Annotated in this window: 22 protein-coding genes; 10 read left to right on the top strand and 12 right to left on the bottom strand. The window is 63.6% G+C overall.

What is annotated here, in order from left to right:
- Positions 1–26: 26 nt before the first annotated feature.
- The 4 genes from mnmC to ASD07_RS27180 form a co-directional block, all read right to left on the bottom strand.
- Entirely contained in the window at positions 27–1,769 is a 1,743-nt protein-coding gene (mnmC, locus tag ASD07_RS27195; protein WP_229207305.1) for an FAD-dependent 5-carboxymethylaminomethyl-2-thiouridine(34) oxidoreductase MnmC, read from the bottom strand.
- Positions 1,717–2,295 carry a DNA-3-methyladenine glycosylase I gene (locus ASD07_RS27190; RefSeq protein ID WP_055938060.1) on the bottom strand — a complete coding sequence of 193 codons (579 nt, stop codon included), beginning with the start codon at positions 2,293–2,295 and terminating at the stop codon, positions 1,717–1,719. The genes mnmC and ASD07_RS27190 overlap by 53 nt, the downstream gene beginning before the upstream one ends.
- Positions 2,292–4,979: a sensor domain-containing diguanylate cyclase gene (locus ASD07_RS32180; protein ID WP_304438662.1), complete on the bottom strand. Its 2,688-nt coding sequence runs from the start codon at positions 4,977–4,979 to the stop codon at positions 2,292–2,294. Before ASD07_RS32180 ends, ASD07_RS27190 begins: the two co-directional genes overlap by 4 nt.
- Before the next feature lie 120 nt (positions 4,980–5,099).
- Positions 5,100–5,702 (bottom strand): DUF4142 domain-containing protein, encoded by a 603-nt coding sequence (locus tag ASD07_RS27180; protein ID WP_055938057.1) that lies wholly within the window; start codon positions 5,700–5,702, stop codon positions 5,100–5,102.
- A 138-nt stretch (positions 5,703–5,840) separates the two neighbouring features.
- Here ASD07_RS27180 and ASD07_RS27175 point away from each other — a divergent pair, with 138 nt between their 5' ends.
- From ASD07_RS27175 to ASD07_RS27165, 3 genes are read left to right on the top strand one after another with little or no spacing between them, the layout of a single operon-like run.
- Complete coding sequence (locus ASD07_RS27175) at positions 5,841–6,164, top strand: hypothetical protein (protein ID WP_229207318.1); 324 nt, start codon at positions 5,841–5,843, stop codon at positions 6,162–6,164.
- Positions 6,165–6,168: 4 nt separating this feature from the next.
- Complete coding sequence (locus ASD07_RS27170; RefSeq protein WP_082507589.1) at positions 6,169–6,678, top strand: RNA polymerase sigma factor; 510 nt, start codon at positions 6,169–6,171, stop codon at positions 6,676–6,678.
- Entirely contained in the window at positions 6,675–7,478 is an 804-nt protein-coding gene (locus ASD07_RS27165) for an anti-sigma factor (RefSeq protein ID WP_055938051.1), read from the top strand. The genes ASD07_RS27170 and ASD07_RS27165 overlap by 4 nt, the downstream gene beginning before the upstream one ends.
- On the opposite strand, the gene ASD07_RS27160 is transcribed toward ASD07_RS27165, so the two are convergent.
- Positions 7,471–7,968, bottom strand: coding sequence for a helix-turn-helix domain-containing protein (locus tag ASD07_RS27160; RefSeq protein WP_055938047.1), 498 nt, complete (start codon positions 7,966–7,968; stop codon positions 7,471–7,473). The two genes, ASD07_RS27165 and ASD07_RS27160, sit on opposite strands and share 8 nt — an antisense overlap.
- A gap of 249 nt (positions 7,969–8,217) precedes the next feature.
- On the opposite strand from ASD07_RS27160, the gene ASD07_RS27155 reads away from it, so the two are divergent.
- Positions 8,218–8,985: a response regulator gene (locus ASD07_RS27155; RefSeq protein ID WP_055938044.1), complete on the top strand. Its 768-nt coding sequence runs from the start codon at positions 8,218–8,220 to the stop codon at positions 8,983–8,985.
- Here the strand turns inward: ASD07_RS27155 and ASD07_RS27150 are convergent.
- Complete coding sequence (locus tag ASD07_RS27150) at positions 8,969–11,530, bottom strand: TonB-dependent siderophore receptor (RefSeq protein ID WP_055938040.1); 2,562 nt, start codon at positions 11,528–11,530, stop codon at positions 8,969–8,971. The genes ASD07_RS27155 and ASD07_RS27150 overlap by 17 nt on opposite strands.
- Before the next feature lie 333 nt (positions 11,531–11,863).
- Between ASD07_RS27150 and ASD07_RS27145 the strand changes: the two genes are divergently transcribed.
- From ASD07_RS27145 to ASD07_RS27130, 4 genes are read left to right on the top strand one after another with little or no spacing between them, the layout of a single operon-like run.
- Entirely contained in the window at positions 11,864–12,247 is a 384-nt protein-coding gene (locus ASD07_RS27145) for a BlaI/MecI/CopY family transcriptional regulator (RefSeq protein ID WP_055938037.1), read from the top strand.
- Positions 12,240–13,484: a M56 family metallopeptidase gene (locus tag ASD07_RS27140; RefSeq protein ID WP_055938034.1), complete on the top strand. Its 1,245-nt coding sequence runs from the start codon at positions 12,240–12,242 to the stop codon at positions 13,482–13,484. Before ASD07_RS27145 ends, ASD07_RS27140 begins: the two co-directional genes overlap by 8 nt.
- 13 nt (positions 13,485–13,497) lie before the next feature.
- Positions 13,498–13,833, top strand: coding sequence for an energy transducer TonB (locus ASD07_RS27135; RefSeq protein ID WP_055938032.1), 336 nt, complete (start codon positions 13,498–13,500; stop codon positions 13,831–13,833).
- Positions 13,830–14,543, top strand: coding sequence for an SIMPL domain-containing protein (locus ASD07_RS27130; RefSeq protein WP_055938029.1), 714 nt, complete (start codon positions 13,830–13,832; stop codon positions 14,541–14,543). Before ASD07_RS27135 ends, ASD07_RS27130 begins: the two co-directional genes overlap by 4 nt.
- 7 nt (positions 14,544–14,550) lie before the next feature.
- On the opposite strand, the gene pnuC is transcribed toward ASD07_RS27130, so the two are convergent.
- Entirely contained in the window at positions 14,551–15,114 is a 564-nt protein-coding gene (pnuC, locus tag ASD07_RS27125) for a nicotinamide riboside transporter PnuC (RefSeq protein ID WP_055938027.1), read from the bottom strand.
- Positions 15,115–15,183: 69 nt separating this feature from the next.
- Positions 15,184–16,677 carry a tetratricopeptide repeat protein gene (locus ASD07_RS27120; RefSeq protein WP_055938025.1) on the bottom strand — a complete coding sequence of 498 codons (1,494 nt, stop codon included), beginning with the start codon at positions 16,675–16,677 and terminating at the stop codon, positions 15,184–15,186.
- A gap of 204 nt (positions 16,678–16,881) precedes the next feature.
- Here ASD07_RS27120 and ASD07_RS27115 point away from each other — a divergent pair, with 204 nt between their 5' ends.
- Positions 16,882–17,634, top strand: coding sequence for an ABC transporter substrate-binding protein (locus ASD07_RS27115; protein ID WP_055938553.1), 753 nt, complete (start codon positions 16,882–16,884; stop codon positions 17,632–17,634).
- On the opposite strand, the gene ASD07_RS27110 is transcribed toward ASD07_RS27115, so the two are convergent.
- Positions 17,635–18,585 carry an MBL fold metallo-hydrolase gene (locus ASD07_RS27110; protein ID WP_055938022.1) on the bottom strand — a complete coding sequence of 317 codons (951 nt, stop codon included), beginning with the start codon at positions 18,583–18,585 and terminating at the stop codon, positions 17,635–17,637.
- Between the two features lie 101 nt (positions 18,586–18,686).
- Here ASD07_RS27110 and ASD07_RS27105 point away from each other — a divergent pair, with 101 nt between their 5' ends.
- Positions 18,687–19,595, top strand: a complete 909-nt coding sequence (locus ASD07_RS27105) for a LysR family transcriptional regulator (RefSeq protein WP_055938018.1) — start codon at positions 18,687–18,689, stop codon at positions 19,593–19,595.
- Here ASD07_RS27105 and ASD07_RS27100 read toward each other — a convergent pair.
- The 3 genes from ASD07_RS27100 to ASD07_RS27095 form a co-directional block, all read right to left on the bottom strand.
- Positions 19,537–20,457, bottom strand: coding sequence for an alpha/beta hydrolase (locus ASD07_RS27100; protein WP_055938016.1), 921 nt, complete (start codon positions 20,455–20,457; stop codon positions 19,537–19,539). The two genes, ASD07_RS27105 and ASD07_RS27100, sit on opposite strands and share 59 nt — an antisense overlap.
- Before the next feature lie 77 nt (positions 20,458–20,534).
- On the bottom strand, positions 20,535–20,663 hold the full coding sequence (locus tag ASD07_RS32120; protein WP_255357045.1) for a hypothetical protein: 129 nt from the start codon (positions 20,661–20,663) through the stop codon (positions 20,535–20,537).
- Entirely contained in the window at positions 20,660–21,037 is a 378-nt protein-coding gene (locus ASD07_RS27095; RefSeq protein WP_055938013.1) for a PH domain-containing protein, read from the bottom strand. The genes ASD07_RS32120 and ASD07_RS27095 overlap by 4 nt, the downstream gene beginning before the upstream one ends.
- Between the last annotated feature and the right edge of the window lie 13 nt (positions 21,038–21,050).

Raw genomic sequence — 21,050 nt, 5'->3', positions numbered from 1 at the left:
TTCTCCAGCCATTGGATAGGAAACCATTATAGCTTGCGCCGCTGCTTGAGCAGGAAGCGTCCGGGGTCCAGTGCGGCGGCCAGTGTTGCTTCGATGGGAAGGGGCTCGTCTTCCAGTTGACAGGCCAGGATTTCGGCGGCGAGGGGCGCCCAGATCAGGCCACGGCTGGCGTAGCCAAGCAAGGCGTAGAGGCCCGGGTGGCGCGGCAGGTCGCGCAGGCGTTCGGTGCGGGCCTGGTTTGCGTTGTCGGGCAGCGGGCCCACCAGCGGCAGGCGGTCGGGAGCCATGGTGCGGAAGCCCACGCGGCCTTGCAGCGGAGCGCCTGCGCCATGCGGGTTGCCCAGGATCTCTTCTGCGCGCAGCAGGTTTTCGTCCTGGCTGGATTGCCAGAGCTGGCGTGCGGCGGACTTGTCGTAGGTGGCGCCGACGCAAATGATGCCGTCGACCGGCGGCGTCATATAGGCTTCGCGGCAAACCACCAGATTCAGGCTGGGGAAGCTGCCTTCCTGCAGGTGGGTGACCTGGCCGCGCATGGTGTAGAGCGGCAGCTCGCGCGCCGGTTCAAGCGCGGTGGCACCGGCGCCGTTTGCCAGCACGACGACCGGTGCCGTGGCGAGCAGCTTGCCTTGGGCGTCCAGCACGTTCCATTCGCTGCCGGAGCGTTCGATGTGCAAGGCTTCGGTATGGAAGATGCGCTGCAGCTTGTCGCCACACGCTTGCAGCATGGCGCGGCAGGCGGAGGCCGGTGTAGCCCAGCCACCTTCGGGGAAGTGCCAGGCGCCATAGGGTGTTGGGGCGCCGAGCATGGCGCTTGCCTGCTGTGCGTCGAGCCAGCGCACGTATTGTTCGGGGTAGCGCCAGGTGTCGACGACTTCTTTCTGCAGCAGCGCGTGTTCGGCGTCGCGCGCAAGTTGCAGCACGCCGCATCGATTGCCGCGGATTGCACCCTCCCCTGCCTCGGCGCCCGGCGCGTCCGGATCGAGGCCGCCCAGGTTCTGCCATGCGCGCTGGGCGTACAGGTAGGCGGCACGCGTCAGGCGGGTGGGGATATTGTCGTCTTTCGACAGGAGGGGCATGAAGATACCGGCACGGTTGCCGGACGCTTCCTGCGCGGGAGCGTCATGACGCTCGATCAGGGTGACCTGCCAGCCGCGCGCAGCCAGGCGTTCACACGCTGCGCTGCCTGCCACGCCGGCGCCGATCACGACGGCGCGGCGTTCGGGCGTTGGGGCGCACGGCGGTTGCGGCTTGCGGCTGGTGTAGGCAGCGTGCTGCCATCCAGCTTCCGGCTCACCGGTGACGGTGAAGCCGGCGGCGCGCAAACAGCGCAGCGCTTGCTCGTCGGGCTGGCGCATGCGCAGCGTGGATGCCGGCGCAGCCAGGCGTTGCAGGGCGCGGACCTGGCCGAGCGGTTCGGCGATGATGAATTCATCGATGCGGGCCACAATTTCGGGCAGCCAGGCTTCGGCCGGGCCGATGAGCAGGTCGAGCGTCAGGCGTTCGGCAGGTGCATGCAGGCGATGCAGGCCTGGCACGTCGAGCGGCCATTGCGCGGCCAGGCCGGGAGCGGCGGCGGCCAGCGCCGCCAGCGCCGATGCGCCGGGGACGGATGGGGCGATCGCGAGGTAGTGCAGGTGCCCGGCGCTGCGGCGCGCCAAGCTTGCAAGGAACTGGGCGCCGCTGCCGAATGCGGTGTCGAGGATGACGTGGCGGGAATCAGCCACCGTGCTGGCACTCCTCGTGGCGGAAGCATGCCAGGTCATGGTCATTCACCATGCCGATGCCCTGCATATACGCATACATAATCGTGGACCCGACGAATTTGAACCCGCGCTTGGCGAGATCTTTTGAGATGCGGTCCGACAGCTCGGTACGCGCCGGCCGGTCGCCCTGCGCAGCCACGCGGTTCACAATCGGCTTGCCGTCCACATAGCTCCAGAGCAGCCCGGACAAGCTGCTGCCCTCTTCCAGCAGGCGCAGGTAAGCGCGCGCATTGGTGATGGCGGCATTCACCTTGAGCCGGTTGCGCACGATGCCCGGGTCGCACAGCAACTGTTCGACCTTGGCCTCGTCATACGCGGCAATCTTGCGTGCGTCCCAGCCATCGAAAGCGGCGCGATAGTTGTCGCGCTTATTGAGGATAGTCTCCCAGCTCAGGCCCGCCTGCGCGCCCTCCAGGTTCAACATCTCGAACAGGCGCAGTTCGTCGCGGCATGGAACGCCCCACTCCTGGTCGTGGTAGGCGATATAGCGTGGATTGTTTGGATTGGCCCAGGAACAGCGATGTGTGCTCATGGGGTGATTATAGTGCGCTCCCCGAGGCTGGTCACGATGCGCGCCTCGCCGCGCGCCACGCATTGGTCCAGCTGGTGCACCAGGCGCGCGAACAGCTCCTCCGGCTGCGCCGCATCGGTCGCATGCACCGCGGTCCAGGCATCGCGCCCGGAGTGCTTGGAGATGTACAGCCCCACGTCAGCCAGCTCCACCACCTGCGACCAGCTCATCAGGCGAGGCTGCGACGGCAGGAAGGGATAGCAGGCGAAGCCGATCGAGCAGGTACGCGCCAACGGCGTGCCGTCCGGCAGAACGAAAGCGCGCGACGATACGGCCTGGCGGATGCGCTCCGCCACCACATGCGCGCCACTGCGGTCGGTGGCCCGCGCCAGCACCAGGAATTCTTCGCCGCCCCAGCGCACCAGGTAGTCGGACTCGCGGAATACTTCGCGCAGGCGGTCCTTCATCTGCACCAGGACCGAATCGCCGGCGGCGTGGCCGTGGCGGTCGTTGACATCCTTGAAGTGGTCCAGGTCGACCATGTAGAACACCAGGTCGCTGTCCGCGCCGGCCCCATCCCCGTCATACCCGCGCAGGCTGAGCGCCACGTCGGACTCCACATGCTGCAGGAAGAAGCGGCGGTTGCGCAAGCCGGTCAACTGGTCGGTCAGGCTCACCTCTTCCAGCGCCCTATAGGCCCGTTCCAGTTCGAGGTTCTTCTCCAGAAGCTGCGCCTGCGCCGCCGCATTGTCGAGCGCAATCGCACCATAGGCGCACAGGGTGCGGAAAATCAAGCGTTCGCGCTCACCGTAGGCGCGCGGCAGCATGGACTGCACCGTCATCACGCCCAGCACGCGCTCGCCGATCATCAGCGGCGCAAACAGCAGCGTCAATGTCGGCAAGGTGCCCGGGATCAGGTTGGGCGTATCCGACTTGTCTTCGATCTCGATCAGGATTTCATCGCGATTGCGTACGCAGCGCGCTGTGTTGAATTGCGGATCGGACAGCGCGATGCGGGTCGGCGGCAGCGGCAAGCCCATTTCCACCCCGAATGCGCAATGCAGCACCGCGCCGTCCGGGTCCAGCAGGAAGATCGAAAAGTGGGTCGAATCGAGCAGGCCATGCACATGGCGATCGAGCGCGCGGAACACCGCCGACGCATCGAGTTGCGCAGTGATTTCCTGGCCGATGGCGGACAGGTGGCTCAACGTGGCACTGGTCTGTGCCAGCACTTCCGCACGCTGCGCCTCGGCGGCGGCGAGCTGGCGATCGCGCTCGGTCTGGTGCTGCACCTGCATCGCAATCGCGCGGTTGGTCGCTTCCTGGCTGTTGCTGCGCACGCGCGCCGCATTGGCCTGTACCGAAAATTCATAGGCGCGGGCGAAGTCGCCCACTGCGGCATACTCGCGCGCCACTGAATCGAGCAATTCGCCCGGCACGATATAGCCATCGATGGTGGCAGCGATCATCAGCGCTTCGCGCAGGTACTGCAGCACCGACATCGCATTGCCGGCATGGATATCGGCCAGCACGCGCAAGGCCGCGATCTGGCTGAACGGGTCGCTCAGCTCGCGCGCCAGCGCCAGTGCCGACATGGCCGCTGCCTGCGCCTCCTGCATCCTGCCCAGCCCCGCCAGCGCATGCGCCTGGCCGCGCCGCGCGCAGCTGTGGAAATCGCTCTGGGCCAGTGCGTGGCCGCGCTGCTCCAGTTCGCGGAAGCTGGCCAGTGCCGCCTCGTAGTCGCCCAGGTCCAGTGCCAGGTCGCCCTGGTACTCCAGCGCCATGACAAAGGCGCGCGAACCGGACAGGGGCGCCAGCATTTGCAATGCGTCGCGCAGCAGCGCTTTGGCGGCCGGCCGCTGGCCCAGGTGGCGCAGCGTTTCAGCCGATTGCATCTGGGTCAGGCCGATGCACATTGGCCAACCGGTGGGCCGCGCCAGTTCCAGCCCGCGCTGCATCCATTCCAGCGCAGCGTCGTGCGCATTCAGGCGGGTGAAGGCGTTGCCGATATTGGTAGCGAGGATCACGGCGCGGCGAACCTGGCCGGAAACCAGGGCCGCCTCGAATGCCGCGATCAGGTGGCTGATGGCGCGGCCGAATTCCGCCGCCTGGAAGGCCGCCGTGCCAAGGTAATCCGAAATCCAGCCCGCCACCACCGGGTGCCGGCCCGCCAGGTCGATGGCAAAACGTTTGCTCCAGCGTTCGTTGGCTGCCGGCGCATTGCGAAACACGCTGAATAGCGCCGCCAGGCTCTCGAAAATATCGATGCGCATGGTGTCGCCTGAGGCGCGGGCATCGGCAATGGCCAGCGCCAGCTCGTTTTCGCAACCGGCGGAGTCGCCGCGGTCGACCGCAATCCAGGCCATCAGGCTGTGGGTATCGGAAGCGCCCAGCCGATCGTTCCGGCGGGCGAATTCCAGCATGGCGCGTTCGGCGATGGCGCTGGCAGTGACCAGGTCGCCGTCCAGCCAACTGGCTTCGGCCTTGATCAGCTCCCAGCGCGCTGCCAGCACACGCCTTTCCGCCGGCGGCAAAAGAACAGCCAACGGAGTTGCTTCGGCGACAAGTTGCGCCGAACGCACACCATCGCGCTGGCGCAGCTGCCAAGCCAATAGGGATAGCAATTCCAGGCGGCGTTCGCCCTCGGAATACGGTAATTCTGCTTCCCACTGGGCCAGCTCTTCGTCGAGCGCGAACAAATCCACTACTTAATATCCTTGAAATACGTGTTGCAGTAGAGAATCATACCGCACGACCGCACTTTTCGGTGTTCAAGTAGCTTAAGCTTGCTTAACGAGCAACAACGCGGCCTCCTGCCGCTGCCGTCAGCGTCGTTCGGGCTTGCTGTCGCGAGAGCTGGCGTCCGGCTTGTCGCCGCCGCTGCTGCCCTCGGTGCCGCTGCTGCCCATACTCGCGCCGCCGCCCTTGATGGCAGCATTTAACTGTTCCGCATTATTCAGGTGCTGGTGGATGGTGGGCTGCAGCCGGGTCGCCAGCGATTTCAGCTCACTGTCCTGGGCCGTCGACTCTGCCTTGCTCACCAGCTGGTGCGCTTCCTTATGGGCCTGCACGCCGGCCTGCTCCATATAGCTGCGGTCAAACTTGTCGCCGGATAGCCTCTCCAGCTTGGCTGCCATGGCTTTGTGCTTGGCATCCAGTTCGCTCGGCAGGGTCACGCTGCGCGCGGCAGCCACCTTGCGCACTTCGTCCAGCCCCTTGGTGTGGTCATCGACCATTTGCTGGGCGAAGCTCTTGACCCGGTCGCTCTGGGTCTTTTGCAATGCCAGCTTGGCGGTTTCGATTTCCGCCATATTGGCCATGGCCAGGTCGGTCAGCATTTTCTGGTCCGCTTTGGCGAGCCCTTCAGCCCAGGCGCTTCCTACACCGAGCAGGGCCGACAACACAGCTACACGCATGAAATTGTTCATCGCATCCTCCGTGACAGAATTGGCAGGAAAATTATTTTATGCAGGATGGAATAAGCTGGCCACACGCTACGTATACGCAATACTCATCACCCATGGAGGTTAATAATGAAAGCTATCGTACTCACCCTGGCCGCCCTCATGAGCACCGCCGCCATCGCTGCCGAACCGCTGAAAAAAACCGACGGCGTCTATGTCGATGGCGCCGGCATGACGGTGTATACCTTCGACAAGGACGTTGCCGGCAGCGGCAAGAGCGCCTGCCTCGATGGCTGCCTGAAAAACTGGCCGGCCGTTGCCGCTTCCGGAGAACTGGCCGCGCCGTGGTCGGCTATCACCCGCGATGACGGCAGCAAACAGCTGGCTTACAAGGGCAAGCCGCTTTACCTGTTCGCCGGCGACAAGAAGGCCGGCGACCGCGCGGGCGACAACGTCAAGGACATCTGGCACGTCGTCAAGGATTGAGCCCATGCAGGATGTGCAGGATGAGATCCATGCGCGCCTGCTGGCCTGCCTGCCGCGCCTGCGCCGTTACGCGCGGGCGCTGACCGGCGATAGCGCCCGCGCCGACGACCTGGTGCAGGACACCGTGGAACGCGGCTGGGCGCGCATCGCCCAGTGGCGGACGGACGGGGATTTGCGCGCCTGGTTGTTCGGCATCATGCACAACCTGCACGTCGACCAGTTGCGGCGCACGCCCCCGCCGGCGGTGGAGCTGGAGGATGGCGACCTGCCCTGCGCGCCATCGTCGGGAACGCTGGACATGCGCGACCTGGAGCGCGCCTTGCAGCAACTGCCGCCGGCGCAGCGCGAAGTGCTGCTGCTGGTGGCGCTGGAAGAAATGCGCTATGAAGACGTGGCGGCCACGCTCGACATCCCGCTTGGCACCGTGATGTCGCGCCTGAGCCGCGCACGCGAGAACCTGCGGCGGCTGATGGCGGGCCAGCCGCCAGCGGCCAATTTGAAGGTAGTAAAATGAACGAAGCCGAATTGCAAGCCTGGGTCGATGGCCGCCTGCCGCCGGATCGGCTGGCTGCGGTCGAGCGCTACCTGGCCGACCATCCCGCCGAAGCCGCACGGCTGCGAGCCTACCGCGAGCAGAATGCCGCCCTGCATGCGCTGTTCGATGATGTCCTGGACACCCGCGTTCCGGAAGCGCTTCACCCGCCGCACCCCGGCGCGCCATCCGCACCGCCCCCGGCCTGGTCCATCCCCGGCTGGCGCCGCATGGCCGCCATGCTGGCGGTGGCCGTCGGCGCCGCAGTGATCGGCGGCGCCGCCGGCTGGACGTTGCGCGGCGCAGGACCTGGCGGCGGCGCCGGCCTGGCAGCCGGTAGCCCCGCGCTTGCCGCCTTGCCGCGCCAGGCCGCCATCGCCCATGCTGTCTATACGCCCGAAGTCAAACACCCGGTAGAAGTCGGCGCCGACCAGCAGCAGCACCTGGTGGCCTGGCTGTCAAAACGCCTGGGCAGGCAGCTGCGCCCGCCGCAACTGGTGCAACAGGGATACGAACTGGTTGGCGGCAGGCTACTGCCCGGCGACACCGGCCCGGTGGCCCAGTTCATGTACGCCGACGCCAGCGGCCAGCGCCTGACGCTTTACGTCAGCTCCGGCCAAAAGCAAAACCGCGACACCGGATTCCGCTTCGCGCAGGAAGGCAATGTGGGGGTGTTTTACTGGATCGACGGCAGCTTCGGCTATGCGCTGTCAGCTGCCGTCGGAAAGAAAGAGCTGTCGCAGATCGCAAACGCGGTCTACGAACAGCTGCTGCCTAATTAGGCATGCGGCGGCCGGCTTCGTTGATGCGGTTACGCATCACTTCCGGCGCTGCGGGCCCTGGCGCGAACATATAGTCCTCGTCATTGATGGCCAGGCCGCTATTCGCATCGACCAGTACCTGGTCGGCCGGCTTGCCGGTTTCGCGGCTCACCACCAGCAAGCTGGCGCCTTCCGGCGACAGGTGCTCGTTACCCCAGGCAATGAAGGCCAGCAGGACAGGCTTGAAGTCGCGGCCAGCCTTGGTCAGGATGTACTCATAGCGAGGCGGACGGGTGCTGTACTGGCGGCGTTCCATCAGGCCACCCTCGACCAGGCCGGCCAGGCGGCGGGTCAGCATATTGGGCGCGATCTTCAGGCTCTTTTCGAATTCGTCGAAGCGGGTCAGGCCGTAAAACGCATCGCGCAGAATCAAGATGCTCCACCACTCGCCTACCTTGCCCAGGCTACGTGCGATCGGGCATGGCATTTGGCCAAAGTCGGTATGTTTCATGTTGCCTCCTAGTCAGTTGGTTTAATTTAACCAGTTGAATGCTTCAGACTCAATTGAACCGCGAAAACACCCCTAAAAGACTCACCAAAAATCACTCTTGCAAGGAACGTGGCTATCTTCTTTCCATTCGGCGTTGTTGCGGCGCACTTTACTTTTGCCAGAGGAGAGAACGCCTTTGCACCATGTGAAATGCGCAACATTCTTTTAAACATGGGCATAATAAGCAACACTGCCCGACCCTGGAAAACCATGTACCTGACCAGCGATGCACAAGTGCGCAATATTTTGATCGTGGATGATTCCGCGTTCGAACAGCGCATGCTCGTCGACTTGTTAAGCGAAATGCCCTACCGCGTATCGGTAGCTTTCAATGGCGAACAGGGATATCAGTTGGCGCTGTCCGGCCAGCCTGACCTGATCCTGCTGGACGTGCGGATGCCGAATATGGACGGCTACACCTGTTGCCGGCTATTAAAAGCCAATCCGGCGACGCGTGATATCCCGATTATTTTCCTGAGCGGCACCGAAGCGGTGGAAGACCGCATCATGGGCCTTCAGCTGGGCGGCGTCGACTTTGTCAGCAAGCCATTTACGCCGGGGGAACTGGCGGCACGCATCCACGTGCACCTGAATTTGATGAAGCGGCCCCCGGTGGCGGCCGCCGAAGCCGAACCGATCGACACCGACTCGGTGATCGTCAACGCAGCCAAGCGCCTGATCTACGACAACCTGGCTGCCCTGCCCGGCCTGGCGGAAATTGCCGCCAGCGTGGGCACCTACCGTGAAAAACTGAATCAGTTGTTCCGCACCCACACCGGCATGACCGTGTTTGCCTACATCCGCGAAGCACGCATCCAGCGCGGCATGCATCTGCTGCGCGATACCGACATGGACGTGCAGGATATCGCGCTGCTGCTGGGCTTTGCCAATGCCGGCAATTTCGCAACCGCCTTCCGCGAACGGATGGGCACCACTCCCAGCAGCTACCGCGCCACGATCATCAAAACTTGTGATTGAGTTTGACTGACGCGAAGCGGCCACGCGGGTCGCCTTGCGTATAGTCGAAGAAGTTGAACGAGCTATCCCAGGAAGGCTTGCGGTCAAAGGCATTGGCCAGCAGCAGGCTGACGCTGGTGGCTGCGCTGATCTTGTAGCCGACGTTGAAGTCCACGGTTGCAAATGGTTTCACACGCTCGCCAGGGCGGGTGGTCTGCTCGTAGCCGCCAACATAATTCCATGCGGCGTTGGTGCTCCACTGGCCCAGCTCCCAGCTAGCGCTGGTGGTGCCGCGCCATTTCGGGATGGAACCGAAGTAATTGGTGCCGGCGCCGTTGGTCAGCGCCTCCCCGTTCGACAGCGGTTGCTCGTATTTGAACACGCGGCTCAATTGCGCATTCAGGGTCACGTTGCCGTAGGCATTCTTCGGCAGCTTGTAGCGCAGGTCGACGTCGATGCCGCTCACTACGCGCTCGCCCTGGTTGGAATATTGGCGGTATAGGGTCAGGATCCGGCCCTGGGCATCACGCACCACTTTCTCAGGGTGGGTGCTTTCGTTGGCCAGGATGGTGTCCGTGCTTTCGGTGTCGATCACGCCGTTGGTGCGGATATGGTAGAAGTCCACGCCCACGCTGCTATTGGCCGATGGCGACACCACAAAGCCCAGGTTCACGTTCTTCGAGCGTTCAGGCGAAAGCTCGGTATTGGCGACGGTGATGTTGGTCACGCCGCGCGCCTGGCTTGGCGTGATCGGGTCCAGCTTGTCGATCACCGAACCGTAGCTGACCGAAGTAGAATTGGTGATCTCCGGCAGCGACGGTGCGCGGAAGCCGCGCGACACGGTGCCGCGCAGCAGCAGCCATGGGGCGGCCTGGTAGCGCACACTGGCTTTCGGCGAGAAGGCGGAGCCGAAGTCGCTGTACTTGTCGGCACGGCCGGCCAGGTTGACGGTCAGGTCTTTCAGCACTGGCACGTTGAATTCTGCGAAGGCCGCGGTCACTTCGCGCTTGCCCTTGATGATATTGATCGCGGGACGCAGCTCGGTACCCGACAGCACCGCCGTCGAGGTATTGGAGTTCATTTCTTCCTGGCGCCATTGGCCGCCAAGAGCGAAGCCCAGTGCACCGGCCGGCAGTTCCAGCAGCTCCCTCGATGCGCTGAAATCGGCCACCGTCAGTTTCGATTCAGCCGGACGCAGGGTCGACAGGCGCAGGCGATTGCGCACCGCTTCACTGTTCTTCGACTGGTCGGCGAAGTTGTAGCTGCCGTCTGCCAGCACTTTTTCAAACTCGTAGCGGTTGACGAAGTTGTCGACCGTTTCTTTCAGCTTGCTGCCGGAACGGGCGATGGAGGCGTCATATTCCCAGCCGTTCCTGCTGCCCTTGATGCCGGTCAGCACGCGATAGAAATCCACCTTGTCTTGCTTCAGGCGCGGGCCCAGGTCGAACAGGGTGGCAGTGAATGGCAGCGCGGTCGGGCCTGGATTGTTCGGGTGGCCGGCTGGCAGGGCCACTGGAATGTTATCCAGCGCCTGCCTGCTGTTGTTCCATGCGCGCAGCCCGCTGCCAACGGTCAAAGGCGCGCCAAAAGTCTGCTCCGCCCAGGAATAGCCGTACAGGCCTTCGGCATAGGCTTCGGTGTTTGCATCCAGTTTCAGGGTGCCGCGCAAGGAAGTGTGCACGCGCTCCACGCCCGGGACCAGGGTGCGGAATTCGGCCGGATTGTAGGCCAGCACCTGGCCGGATTTGCCCGGCGTGATGTCGCCGTAATTCTGCACCTGCAGCGGGCCCTGCACGCCGCCCAGTTGTTTGGTCGCATCGGCAGTGCCATAGTAATTGGTCGGAGTCCATGCCAGGGTGCCGTTGGCATAACCGCGGAAGTCGCTGCCGCGCAGGTATGAGACGTCGGTTTGCTGCAGCTTGTCGCGCTTCAGCGCGTCGAGCGAGAACACCACGCTCCAGCCATTTTCATCAAGGCTGCCAAAGCCGGTCTGCAGCGACGCGCTGCGTTCCAGCTGGCCGGTGCCCTCGGTGGAAGAACCCAATTGCGCGCTGACTTCAGTGCCCTTGAATTCCTTGTACAGGATGATGTTGACCACACCCGCCACCGCATCCGAACCGTAGACGGAGGAAGCGCCATCCTTCAGCACTTCGATGCGCTGCACAGCGGCCATCGGCAGCGAGTTAAGGTCGACGAAGACTTCCTGCAGGTCTTGCGCAGTGGCGTAGGAAGACACGCGCTTGCCGTTCACCAGGATCAGGGTGTTCTTCTGGCCAAGGCCGCGCAGCGAAAGGCCCGCAGTGCCGGCTGAGAAGCTGCCGGTGTACTGCTCGTTGTAGCTGTTGCCGCTATTGGCGGAAATCGTACGCAGGATATCGGCCACGGTGGTCTTGCCGGTGGCGGCCAGTTCCTTGGCGGTCAGCACCTGCACGGCGCTCGCGCCTTCTTTCTGGGAGGTGCGGATATTCGAACCTGTCACGACGACTCGCGCCAGTTCTTCCTGTGCATACGACAGTTGCGGGAAAGCGGCAGCAATGGCCAGGGTGATGCTGAGGGGCTTGATCATGTTCTTCCTTTTGGGTATGCGGGGGCCTGCCTGCCTCGTGGGCGGGAATGGCTAAACGGTTTGTTGCGAGGGGTTTGAGTGGGTGCGCTTAGCAGCGGCACATGCACTGCGCCATGCAGAGCAGGTAGACGGTGTGGCGGAGGAGTGAGGCTGGCGTTTTCATGAGGCAACTATAACGGCGGCCTTTCATTTCTGAAACTAATTAAAACTCAGACCTATATGCAATTTAGATCTATAGACATCGTTGTCTACATTACGCCACAGTGAAGACCACAAAGTATACAACTCTGTCTAGAAAGACTATTCTAGTCAAAACCTTACCAGGAAATAAATATGCCCTCCCTTCCTAAACCCACTCCAGCCGAGCTGGAACTGCTGCAGGCGCTCTGGCCATTGGGGCCTGCCACCGCGAAACAGGTACACGAGGCCATGCTGGCCGGGAAGCCCGACCTGGCTTACGGCGCGGTGCTGCGCCTGATGCAGATCATGCATGGCAAAGGCTTGCTGATTCGCGACGAGAGCCAGCGCTCCCACATTTACGCCGCAGCCGTGGCGCGCGAGGCGATGCAGGGCAATATGCTGCAGGACCTGCTGCAGCGCGCCTTCGCCGGTTCCGCCAAGGCACTGGTACTGGCAGCCCTGAATAGCGGCATCTCGAAGAAGGAACGCGACGAGATTGAAGCGCTGCTGAAGCAAGGGGACAAGCCGAATGAATGACATCATCCATGCCGCAGGCTGGGCCCTGATTCACTTTTTGTGGCAGGGCGCGCTGCTCGGCCTGGCCGCGGCCGCCCTGCTTTGGCTGATGCGCGGCGCCCGCCCCGGTGCGCGCTATGCCATGGCCTGCGCAGCAATGCTGGCCTGCCTGCTGTGGCCAGCGTACGAATTCGCCGGCGCCCTGCAAGCCACACCCCGTTCGCTGCAAACCCTGGTGCTGGCGGGCGGAGGCGCGTTCGGGCAAAGCGAACTGCTGGCCAGCATCGACAACCGCCTGCCCCTGCTGGTGGCAGGCTGGCTGGCATGCGTAGGCACGCTGGCGATGCGCAGCGCCTTCGGCCTGGCCTGGATCACGCGCGCCCGCCGCAACGGCAGCCGCAATGAACATTGGCAGCAATGTCTATCGAGCCTCGCAGCCCGCCTCGGCATCCGCCGCGAAGTCGGCCTGCGCATTGTTGAAACGCTGGCCAGCCCGATCACTGCGGGCTGGTGGCGTCCCGTCGTACTTGTACCCGCCGCCCTCGCGGCACGCATGCCGCCGGAACTGCTGGAGGCGCTGCTGGCGCATGAACTGGCCCATGTGCGCCGCCACGACTTCCTGCTCAACCTGCTGCAGAACGTGGTCGAGATCCTGCTGTTCTACCACCCTGCAGTGTGGTGGCTGTCGCGCCGCATCCGTCATGAACGCGAACTGGTAGCCGACGGCATCGCCGCGCAATTGACTGGCGAACCACGCCGCCTGGCACTCGCCCTGTCCGAGCTGGAGAAGATGCAGTTTTCCTCGCAGCGCATGGCATTGGCAGCCGACGGCGGCGACCTGATGCAACGCATCCGCCACTTGCTGCTGCCACCAGAGCAGAGCAGCAACTGGAAGGCAGCGGTGGCCGCACTGGGCCTCAGCGCTGCATGCCTGACCGGCTACGCCAATGCCCGCATCGATGCCGCAAAGGTCCCCGCCGCACGCACGCCAGCCGTCGTCGACTTCAAATCCTGCTCCAAGCCACTGTGGCCTGGCGAGGATCTGCAGGCAGGGCATACCGGCACCGTGACGCTGTCTTTCAACATCGATGAAAGCGGCAAGGTCGCAGGCTCGAAAGTACTCAGGTCCAGCGGCCACCGTGGCCTGGACAAGGCGGCGCAGGCAGGCATCGGCAAATGCCATTTCAAACCCGCCACGGTGCGCGGCAAGCCTGTCGACACCTGGCAGAAAATGCAGTACGTGTGGACCCTCGAATAAGGAGATAAAACAAATGAAGCAACTTTGTACCGCCGCCTTGCTGGCAACCCTCACCGCTTGCGCCTATGCCGGCTCGAACGATGCGACGACGCTCCCTCTTGTCGATTTCAGCTCTTGCGGCAAACCGGCCTGGCCGAAGCAAGACCTGGAAGCCGGGCATACCGGCACCGTCACCCTCAGCTTCACGGTGGACGAACATGGCGCCGTCAAGGATTCGGCCATTGTAAAATCGTCCGGCCACCGGGCCCTGGACGAGGCGGCCCGCAGCGGCATCGCCAAGTGCCGTTTCAAGAACGGCCCGGGCAAGACGGACGTGCAATACGTCTGGATCCAGGAGCAGCACCAATGAAATTGAGCCGCACCATCGCGGCCCTTGCGCTCTGTGCGATGTCGGCCAGCTGCGGCGCACAGGCATCCGGCGGCGCCCTGCCATCGCACCCGTTTGTCAGCAGCAGCGGCAAGGCGCAATTGTGGATGCGTCCCGATATCGGCGAAGTCAAGTTCGAAGCCGGCACGCAGGATGCCAGCGCGGAAACCGCCGCCGGCCAACTGCGGGAGCTGAGCGCCAGCGCAATGCAACTGCTGGCCGAGCACGGCGTGCAGGAAGCCGACATCGAGGCATATGAAATCGAAAAGAAGACCGTCCCAGTGGGCGAACAGCGGCAGCCCGCCTATTCGATGGGACGGCTGTTCCACGCCCGTGTGCGCGACCTGGCGCAATGGCCGGCGCTCATTGCCAAGCTGGTCGAGATGGACCACATCACCAATATCAGCTCCACCTTCGACCGCACGGACGGCGACGACATCAACTCCCAGCTGATGGCAGCCGCCGCGGACGATGCGCGCAACAAGGGCAGCTCACTGGCTAAATCCTTCGGCCGCAAACTTGGCCCGGTAGTTGCCATTGCACGCGGCCCGCTATCCCAGGTCGGCGCGCCTTTCATGGAGTTGCAGGCCGGCCGAGAAACGCGCGGCACTGCCCCCCAAACCGGCAAATACAGCGTACCGGATTCAATCGCCTACTCACAGACCGTGAACGCGATCTTCCAGTTGAAATAGGCGGATGCTAGACGCCTGCGGCGCGTTCGCGGCGCCAGTGCCGCCACGCGACCAGGGCATTAATCCAGTACGCCGCATATAGCGCTGCCGTCAGGTACAGGCCGCGGCTGGCATACAGTGGAATCGAGATGGTGTTCACCAGCAGCCACACCGGCCAGTTCTCGATACGGCGTCCCATCAACAGGACTTGCGCAATGATGGAGAACATCAGCACCGTTGAATCGACGAAGGGTGCAAAGGCATCGGTGTAATGCTTGAGCATCAGCCCGTAGGCCGCGGTGGCCGCCGCTCCCGCAACGACCATCTTCACCAGCGTGGCAGGCCGCGTGGCGCGGATATGCAGCGCATGGCCATAGTCGCCACGCAGCCACTGGCGCCAACCGATGATGCAGGTGACGATGAAGAACAACTGCAGCGCGACGTCGGCATACAGCTGCGAGCCGTAGAACAGCACGGAAAACAAGGTGCAGCCGACAATGCCGGTCCACCAGGAATGAATGTTATTGCGGCCGGCAAGGAAGATGGAGACGGCCATCACCGCATTGGCGGCAATTTCAAGAGGCTCGGCCATGCTCACTTGATTCCGGAAAATTGCAGCTGGTCGTCGAAGCAGCAATGCAGATTAGGTGCATACAAGGTGTCAGTTTCCCGATAATATGACCAGCAGCCCGCGCATGTCCGCGCCGCTTTCCTGGCGCAACGTGCTCGGAATAATCTCGTTAATGGCGAAGCCGTGGCTGCGCGCCAGCGCTTCGACGCCTGCGCGCGAATGCGCATAGCGGCCGGAGGAACGCAGTGCGAATTCTTCGGTGCCATCGTTCTCCTCCACGGAGAACGCGAAACGGCCGCCGCTGCGCAGCGCCAGCCGCGCCACGGCAAATACCGCTTTCAGGTCGCCCAGGTAGACAAACACGTCGGCCGCGACGATGACGTCGACGCTGGCCGGGCGCACGCGCAGGTAGCTCACCATCTCACCGCAGTACAGGCCATCGTACAAGCCGGTATCGCGCGCGCGGTCCAGCATGTGCGGCGACAGGTCGACGCCTTCCAGCAGGCAGGCCAGCGGCCGCAGCAACGGGCCGCACAAACCGGTACCACAGCCGGCATCCAGCACATCCAGCTCGCCGGGCGGCAGGTGGCGGCGCAAGGCTTCCACCAGCAGGGACGGGGTGCGGTAACGCAGCACGTCAACCAGGTGGCGGTCGAAATTGCCGGCGTACTGGTCGAACAGCGCCTTCACATATGCGGCGGGCGAAGCACCGGGCGCCTGCTCGGCACCCATGATGGCCAGCATGTAGCCGACAGTTTCAGCGTCGGCGCCAAAGGAGAGCGCTGCCTGGTAGGCTTCGACCGCTTCTTCGCGGCGCCCCATGGCGCGCAGGGTGTTCGCCAGGCCAAGCTGGGCGCGGGCGTAGCGCGGGCGCACTGCCAACGCATCCTGGAAGCTCGCCAGCGCTTCCCCATGGTCCTGGGCGCGCAGCAGCAAGGCGCCGCGCGAACACCATGCTTCCGCGTATTCCGGCTGCAGGTGCAGCGCCCGCTCAAAACCTTCCAGCGCGTCGGCCGGTTTGCCAAGCGCCAGCAGCGATACGGCAGCGCCGTGTAGCGCTTCCGGATATTCCTGCCGCACAGTCAGCGCCGCGCCGAAGCCGTCCAAAGCAGCTTCGTGGCGCGCCAGCGACTGCAGCACCAGGGCCCTGTTGCACAGCGCGTCGGCATACCTGGGCGACAGGCGCAGCGCCGCATCATAGCTTTCCAGCGCACGATCCAGGTGCCCCAGGTGGCGCAAGGCGTTGCCGCGGTTGCTCAGGGCAATAGCGTAGTCCGGCTGCAAGGCCAGCGCGCGTTCGAAGCTGGCCAGCGCCTCGTCATAGCGGCCCAGATCCTGCAAGGCGACACCGCGGTTGCAGTGGGCGATGGCACGGCGGCTGTCGATGGCCAGCGCGCCATCGATCAGGTCCAGCGCACGTTGCGGCTCGCCCTGCTGGCGCGCCAAGGCACCGCTCAAGTGCAGCGCATCGAAATTCAGCGGTTGCGCGCGCAGCACCTCGTCGTAGATGGCTTGCGCGCGACCGAGTTCGCCCTTCTGGTGCAGGGCGACGGCTTGTTGCAGGAGTGCATGGTGTGTTTTCATGGGCCGTATTACACCAAGCCGTCACACTGGCGTCAAACGGCCGTCACATTCGGCCCGCAGAATACGTTCACTTGGCGCTGCGGCGCCACTACCGGGGCCGGCGGTCGGGAAATATACCGGCACCACACTGACTAGCTTTTCCCTTTACAGCGACGCTGCCATCTGAAACACTGTCCTCGTGGATACTTTCGGATGCCCTCGGCCATGAGGCTGTTGCTCGCTGCGCTCCTGCTACAACTCGCCGGCCCTGCCGGGGCCTGTACCCTGCGCCTGGCACCCGAAGAATGGCCACCATACTTTTATCACAATGACAAGGCGGTACTGGGCGGCGTCGATTTCGAGTTGCTGCAGGCCATAATGAAGCACGCCGGCTGCGCCCTGCAGCTGGAAAAAGAAATGCCGCCGGCGCGGCGCAATGTCCTGTTTCAGCAAGGCAAGCTCGATCTCTTGATGGCAGCTTCCGACACCGAAGAACGGCGCGGCTATGCCCGTTTCAGCCTGCCCTATCGGCAGGAAACCGTGGGCCTGTTCACCGTGCCCGAAAAGCTGGATAAATTCCGCCACGTCGACAGCTTCCAGGACCTTGTCAGCCGCCGTGCCAGCCTGCTGGCGCCGCGCCTGGGCTTTTACGGCGATGACTACGAACGCGCCCTGCCGGTGCTGAACGCGGAAGGACGGCGCAGTACTTTCGGCACCTTTGAACAAGGCATCAAGATGCTGGAGGCCGGGCGCGGCGACCTGATCATGGGCGACGCGAACGCCCTGCGCCACGTCGCGCGTCTGCAAAATGTCCGGATCGTACAGTTGTCCTACCTGCCCTACCGTGCGCCAGTACACCTGATGCTGAATGCCGCCAGCACGACGCAAGCGCAACTGGCGCGCATTAACCAGGCCATTACCCAGCTCGAACAGAACGGCACGCTGGCTGCCATCCGGGCGCGCTACGGTGTCAACTGATCACTTCCTGAACTCCGCATAGGCGGCAGGAATATTGATCCCTTTATGGACCCAGTCGTAAATGGCATAGCCCTTGAATGCGGCCAGGTCGGCGTGCGCCTGCGCCTGCTCCAGCGTCATGCCTTTGGCGTGGGCATCCTGCACGGCGGCCTTCAGCGCCGCCAGGTAGTCCAGGTGCCATTTCATCGCCTCCTTGCCCATCACAGGACCGTGCCCCGGCACGATGCGCGCGTCCGCTGGCAGGAAATTGTAGATCCGGGTCAGCGTGTCCAGCGTATCCTGGACGTGGCCATCCAGCAGCCAAGGCAGCGACGGCTGGCCGGCTATCACCGGATTGCCGGTGAAGGCCACCCTGGCCTGCGGGTCCCACACCACCAGGTCGCCGCCGGTCTGGCCGAAGCCGAAATCAATTATTTCTACTACTTTGCCGCCCAGGTCCAGCTGCACGCGGCTGTCTTTCGCCACCAGCACGTCGCCGGTGCGCGGCTTGATCTTGTCGATGCCGCGGCCCTTGCCGAATGCACCCTCCATGAACTGGACATCCTTGGCGAAATTGGTATCCACATAGGCCTTGGCCGCAGCGTGCTGGATCACGGTGACCGATTTCGGCAAGAAGTAATTGCCATAGGAGTGATCGCCGTGGTAACTGGTATTGACCGCATAGCGCAGCGCACCGTGGCGCTTTGCCTCCGCCATCACCTGCTTGTGCAGGCGCTCGTTGATCATGGTATCCACCACCAGCACGCCCTTGCTGCCGGCCAGGATGCCGGAGGTGGTGGCTATCGGCACGCCATCCGCCGCCCTGGCCGCATCGGCCGGTACCATCGCGTACACGCCGTCGGCCAGCTTCTGCGCCTTCAGTTCTACCTTGTTGGCATCCCAGACCGGTTCGCCGGCCTGCGCAGCTCCGGCGGCCAGCAACAATGCCGCGGCAGTCATCCTGATTTTCATGCTTCTCTCCTGTGAAGGTTTTATACTACCCCCATCATAGGCGCGTGCCGGCCACTTGGGGGACCTCGCACTGAGCACACAGAATCCACCGGAGAAGAACAATGCAGGACCGCTATGAAGATTTGAAGACGTTCGTAGCGGTGGTGGAAGCGGAGGGATTTTCCGGGGCAGCGCTGCGGCTCGGCGTGGTCAAGTCGGCGGTCAGCCGGCGCATCAGCGAGCTGGAAGACCGCCTCGGCACGCAACTGCTGGTGCGCTCTACCCGCAGCATGAGCGTCACCGAGGCAGGTGCCCTGCTTTACGAGCGTGCTTTGCGCCTGCTGGATGATCTTCACGATGCGGAAGCCGAAGTCTCGTCGGGCAGCGCCGCCCTGCGTGGCAAGCTGCGCGTGGCGGGGCCGATGTCCTTCGGCGTCATGTGCCTGGCGCCGCTGGCGGCGGAATTCGCAGCGCAGCATCCCGACCTTGCCGTCGAATTGGACCTGAACGACCGCATCGTCAACGAGGGCTTCGACCTGGCGATCCGCATCTCGCGCCTGAAGGATTCCAGCCTGGTGGCGCGCAGTATCGCCGCGATCGACCATACCGTGTGCGCCAGCCCGGCATACCTGGCGCAGCATGGAGCGCCGCGAACGCCGCACGACCTTGCCTCCCACCGCGGCCTCGCCTACAGCAACCTGGATGACAGCGCCTATTGGTCTTTCCGCGATCCAGCCAATGGAACTCCTTTCAGCGTCGACGTGCGCTCATCGTTCCGCGTCAATAACGGCGCCGCGCTGCGCGAAGCGGCAGTGCAAGGACACGGCATCGCCTGCCTGCCGCATTTCATCGTGGCGCAGGCGATTGCGCGCGGCGAACTGCTGCCTTTGCTGGAAGACTGGCGCAAGGCGCCGGTCGAGGTTTATGCCGTGTACCCGACGCGGCGCAACCTGCCGTTGCGGGTGCGCGCCTTCATCGACTTCCTGCTGGTCCGCTATACAGGAAATCCAGCACTTCTTCATACAGCTTGAAGCGCCCTGTCTCGAGGTGCACCACGTGGGTCCCGCGCGGAATCACTGCGTAGCGTGCCTCCCTGATCGCGGCCGCCATGGCTTTGTAGTCGGCGGCGCTGGGCCAGGCATCCCACTCTCCCCGTACCAGCAGCACCGGCATTTCCAGCCGCGCGGGATCGTAGTAAGTGCGGCCCTGCTGCAGGTCCGCCAGGTCGGCGCCGGGACCGGAGGGGAAACGTACTGCGCCATCGCGCCGATCGTCCGATGCCAGCCATTGCGCGCCCCAACGGCGAAAGATATCGGCGTGCAACAGCGGCGCTTCCTGCAAAGGGCGCAAATCATCCATCGCGGCAATTCGCTGGACGGGCGTCAGCTCCTCATAGGGTTTGGCAGATAGCGCCGGCGCACCGGTGGCGTCTTGCGCCGCGCGCGGCGTGATTGCGGCAAACAGCACCAGCTTCGCCACCTTGCTCGCATGCTCCTGCGCATAGCGTGCCGCCACCGAGCCGCCCCAGGAATGCCCGACCAGCAGGATTTGCTGCCTGCCTGTCTTGCCCAGGATGGCGTCGACCGCACTGTCCACGTCCGGTACCACCTCGCGCGCTCTGCCGGGTGGCGACGGCGCATCGGCGGCGTACCGGTCCGACAGTCCATAACCGGGAAAATCAAGCGCATACACGTCATAGCCACGCGCCGCCATCCAGTCCATCCACGATTGCCCATCCATGCGGAAATCGAAAGACAGTCCCGAGGGGAATGAAGACCCGTGCACGAACAGCACGGGCGGCGCACCATTGGCGCGGTCAGGCGCGGTGTGGCGCACGCGCGCCGCCAGGTATGGCTGGTGGCTGGGGATATCGATGACTTCGTAGGCTGGCATGTCCGGCTCCCATCAAAGCCATCATGCTAGCGACAGCGTCGCCGCAACAATTCGCCCGCCAACGAAAGATGGATGCGTCAGCAGACCTTGAAGACGCGCAGCCATTCACAAGCCCACATGCTGACGCGGTGCAGTAACCCGGCAGGATCGCCCCAGATAAAGAAGGCGGCTGCAGCCAATACCAACACGAAGAAAAATCGCTTCATTTCAGCACGTAGCTTGCCAACACTGCCTGCACTTCATAAATGCTCAGGCGTTTGTTGAATTTTTGCGCGAACGGTTCCGAGGTGCTGGAGATCCAGATCTTCAGCTCCGCGTCGAGGTCCAGCGTACCGCCGGTCTCGATGCTGAAATGCGTCACGCTCCTGTAGGGAATCGAGTGATATTCCTTCTTGCTGCCCGTGACGCCCTGGATATTCACCACCACCAGGCGCTTGTCGGTGAAGACGAAATAGTCGCGTATCAGTTGATAGGCATGCTCCACCCGCTCATTCGGTGCGAGCACTTTAGCAAAGTCTTCCCGTAAGTCCGCAATGTCGATCTTGGACGCGTTGCCCAGCATGCCGTCAAGGATTCCCACTTCAAACCTCCTT

The organism is Duganella sp. Root336D2, from assembly GCF_001425005.1.
GTDB lineage: Bacteria > Pseudomonadota > Gammaproteobacteria > Burkholderiales > Burkholderiaceae_D > Rugamonas.
This window is presented reverse-complemented; position numbering and strand designations above follow the sequence as displayed.

What these genes read in the sequence shown, in the direction of transcription:
- mnmC (WP_229207305.1), bottom strand. Translation starts at nt 1,769, where the DNA reads ATGACCATGACCTGGCATGCTTCCGCCACGAGGAGTGCCAGCACGGTG.
- ASD07_RS27135 (WP_055938032.1), top strand. Translation starts at nt 13,498, where the DNA reads ATGAAGCAACTTTGTACCGCCGCCTTGCTGGCAACCCTCACCGCTTGC.
- ASD07_RS27170 (WP_082507589.1), top strand. Translation starts at nt 6,169, where the DNA reads ATGCAGGATGTGCAGGATGAGATCCATGCGCGCCTGCTGGCCTGCCTG.
- ASD07_RS32120 (WP_255357045.1), bottom strand. Translation starts at nt 20,663, where the DNA reads ATGAAGCGATTTTTCTTCGTGTTGGTATTGGCTGCAGCCGCCTTCTTT.
- ASD07_RS27120 (WP_055938025.1), bottom strand. Translation starts at nt 16,677, where the DNA reads ATGAAAACACACCATGCACTCCTGCAACAAGCCGTCGCCCTGCACCAG.
- ASD07_RS27150 (WP_055938040.1), bottom strand. Translation starts at nt 11,530, where the DNA reads ATGATCAAGCCCCTCAGCATCACCCTGGCCATTGCTGCCGCTTTCCCG.
- ASD07_RS27180 (WP_055938057.1), bottom strand. Translation starts at nt 5,702, where the DNA reads ATGAACAATTTCATGCGTGTAGCTGTGTTGTCGGCCCTGCTCGGTGTA.
- ASD07_RS27115 (WP_055938553.1), top strand. Translation starts at nt 16,882, where the DNA reads ATGAGGCTGTTGCTCGCTGCGCTCCTGCTACAACTCGCCGGCCCTGCC.
- ASD07_RS27190 (WP_055938060.1), bottom strand. Translation starts at nt 2,295, where the DNA reads ATGAGCACACATCGCTGTTCCTGGGCCAATCCAAACAATCCACGCTAT.
- ASD07_RS27130 (WP_055938029.1), top strand. Translation starts at nt 13,830, where the DNA reads ATGAAATTGAGCCGCACCATCGCGGCCCTTGCGCTCTGTGCGATGTCG.
- ASD07_RS27155 (WP_055938044.1), top strand. Translation starts at nt 8,218, where the DNA reads ATGTACCTGACCAGCGATGCACAAGTGCGCAATATTTTGATCGTGGAT.
- ASD07_RS27175 (WP_229207318.1), top strand. Translation starts at nt 5,841, where the DNA reads ATGAGCACCGCCGCCATCGCTGCCGAACCGCTGAAAAAAACCGACGGC.
- ASD07_RS27110 (WP_055938022.1), bottom strand. Translation starts at nt 18,585, where the DNA reads ATGAAAATCAGGATGACTGCCGCGGCATTGTTGCTGGCCGCCGGAGCT.
- ASD07_RS27160 (WP_055938047.1), bottom strand. Translation starts at nt 7,968, where the DNA reads ATGAAACATACCGACTTTGGCCAAATGCCATGCCCGATCGCACGTAGC.
- ASD07_RS27105 (WP_055938018.1), top strand. Translation starts at nt 18,687, where the DNA reads ATGCAGGACCGCTATGAAGATTTGAAGACGTTCGTAGCGGTGGTGGAA.
- ASD07_RS27140 (WP_055938034.1), top strand. Translation starts at nt 12,240, where the DNA reads ATGAATGACATCATCCATGCCGCAGGCTGGGCCCTGATTCACTTTTTG.
- ASD07_RS27165 (WP_055938051.1), top strand. Translation starts at nt 6,675, where the DNA reads ATGAACGAAGCCGAATTGCAAGCCTGGGTCGATGGCCGCCTGCCGCCG.
- pnuC (WP_055938027.1), bottom strand. Translation starts at nt 15,114, where the DNA reads ATGGCCGAGCCTCTTGAAATTGCCGCCAATGCGGTGATGGCCGTCTCC.
- ASD07_RS27100 (WP_055938016.1), bottom strand. Translation starts at nt 20,457, where the DNA reads ATGCCAGCCTACGAAGTCATCGATATCCCCAGCCACCAGCCATACCTG.
- ASD07_RS27145 (WP_055938037.1), top strand. Translation starts at nt 11,864, where the DNA reads ATGCCCTCCCTTCCTAAACCCACTCCAGCCGAGCTGGAACTGCTGCAG.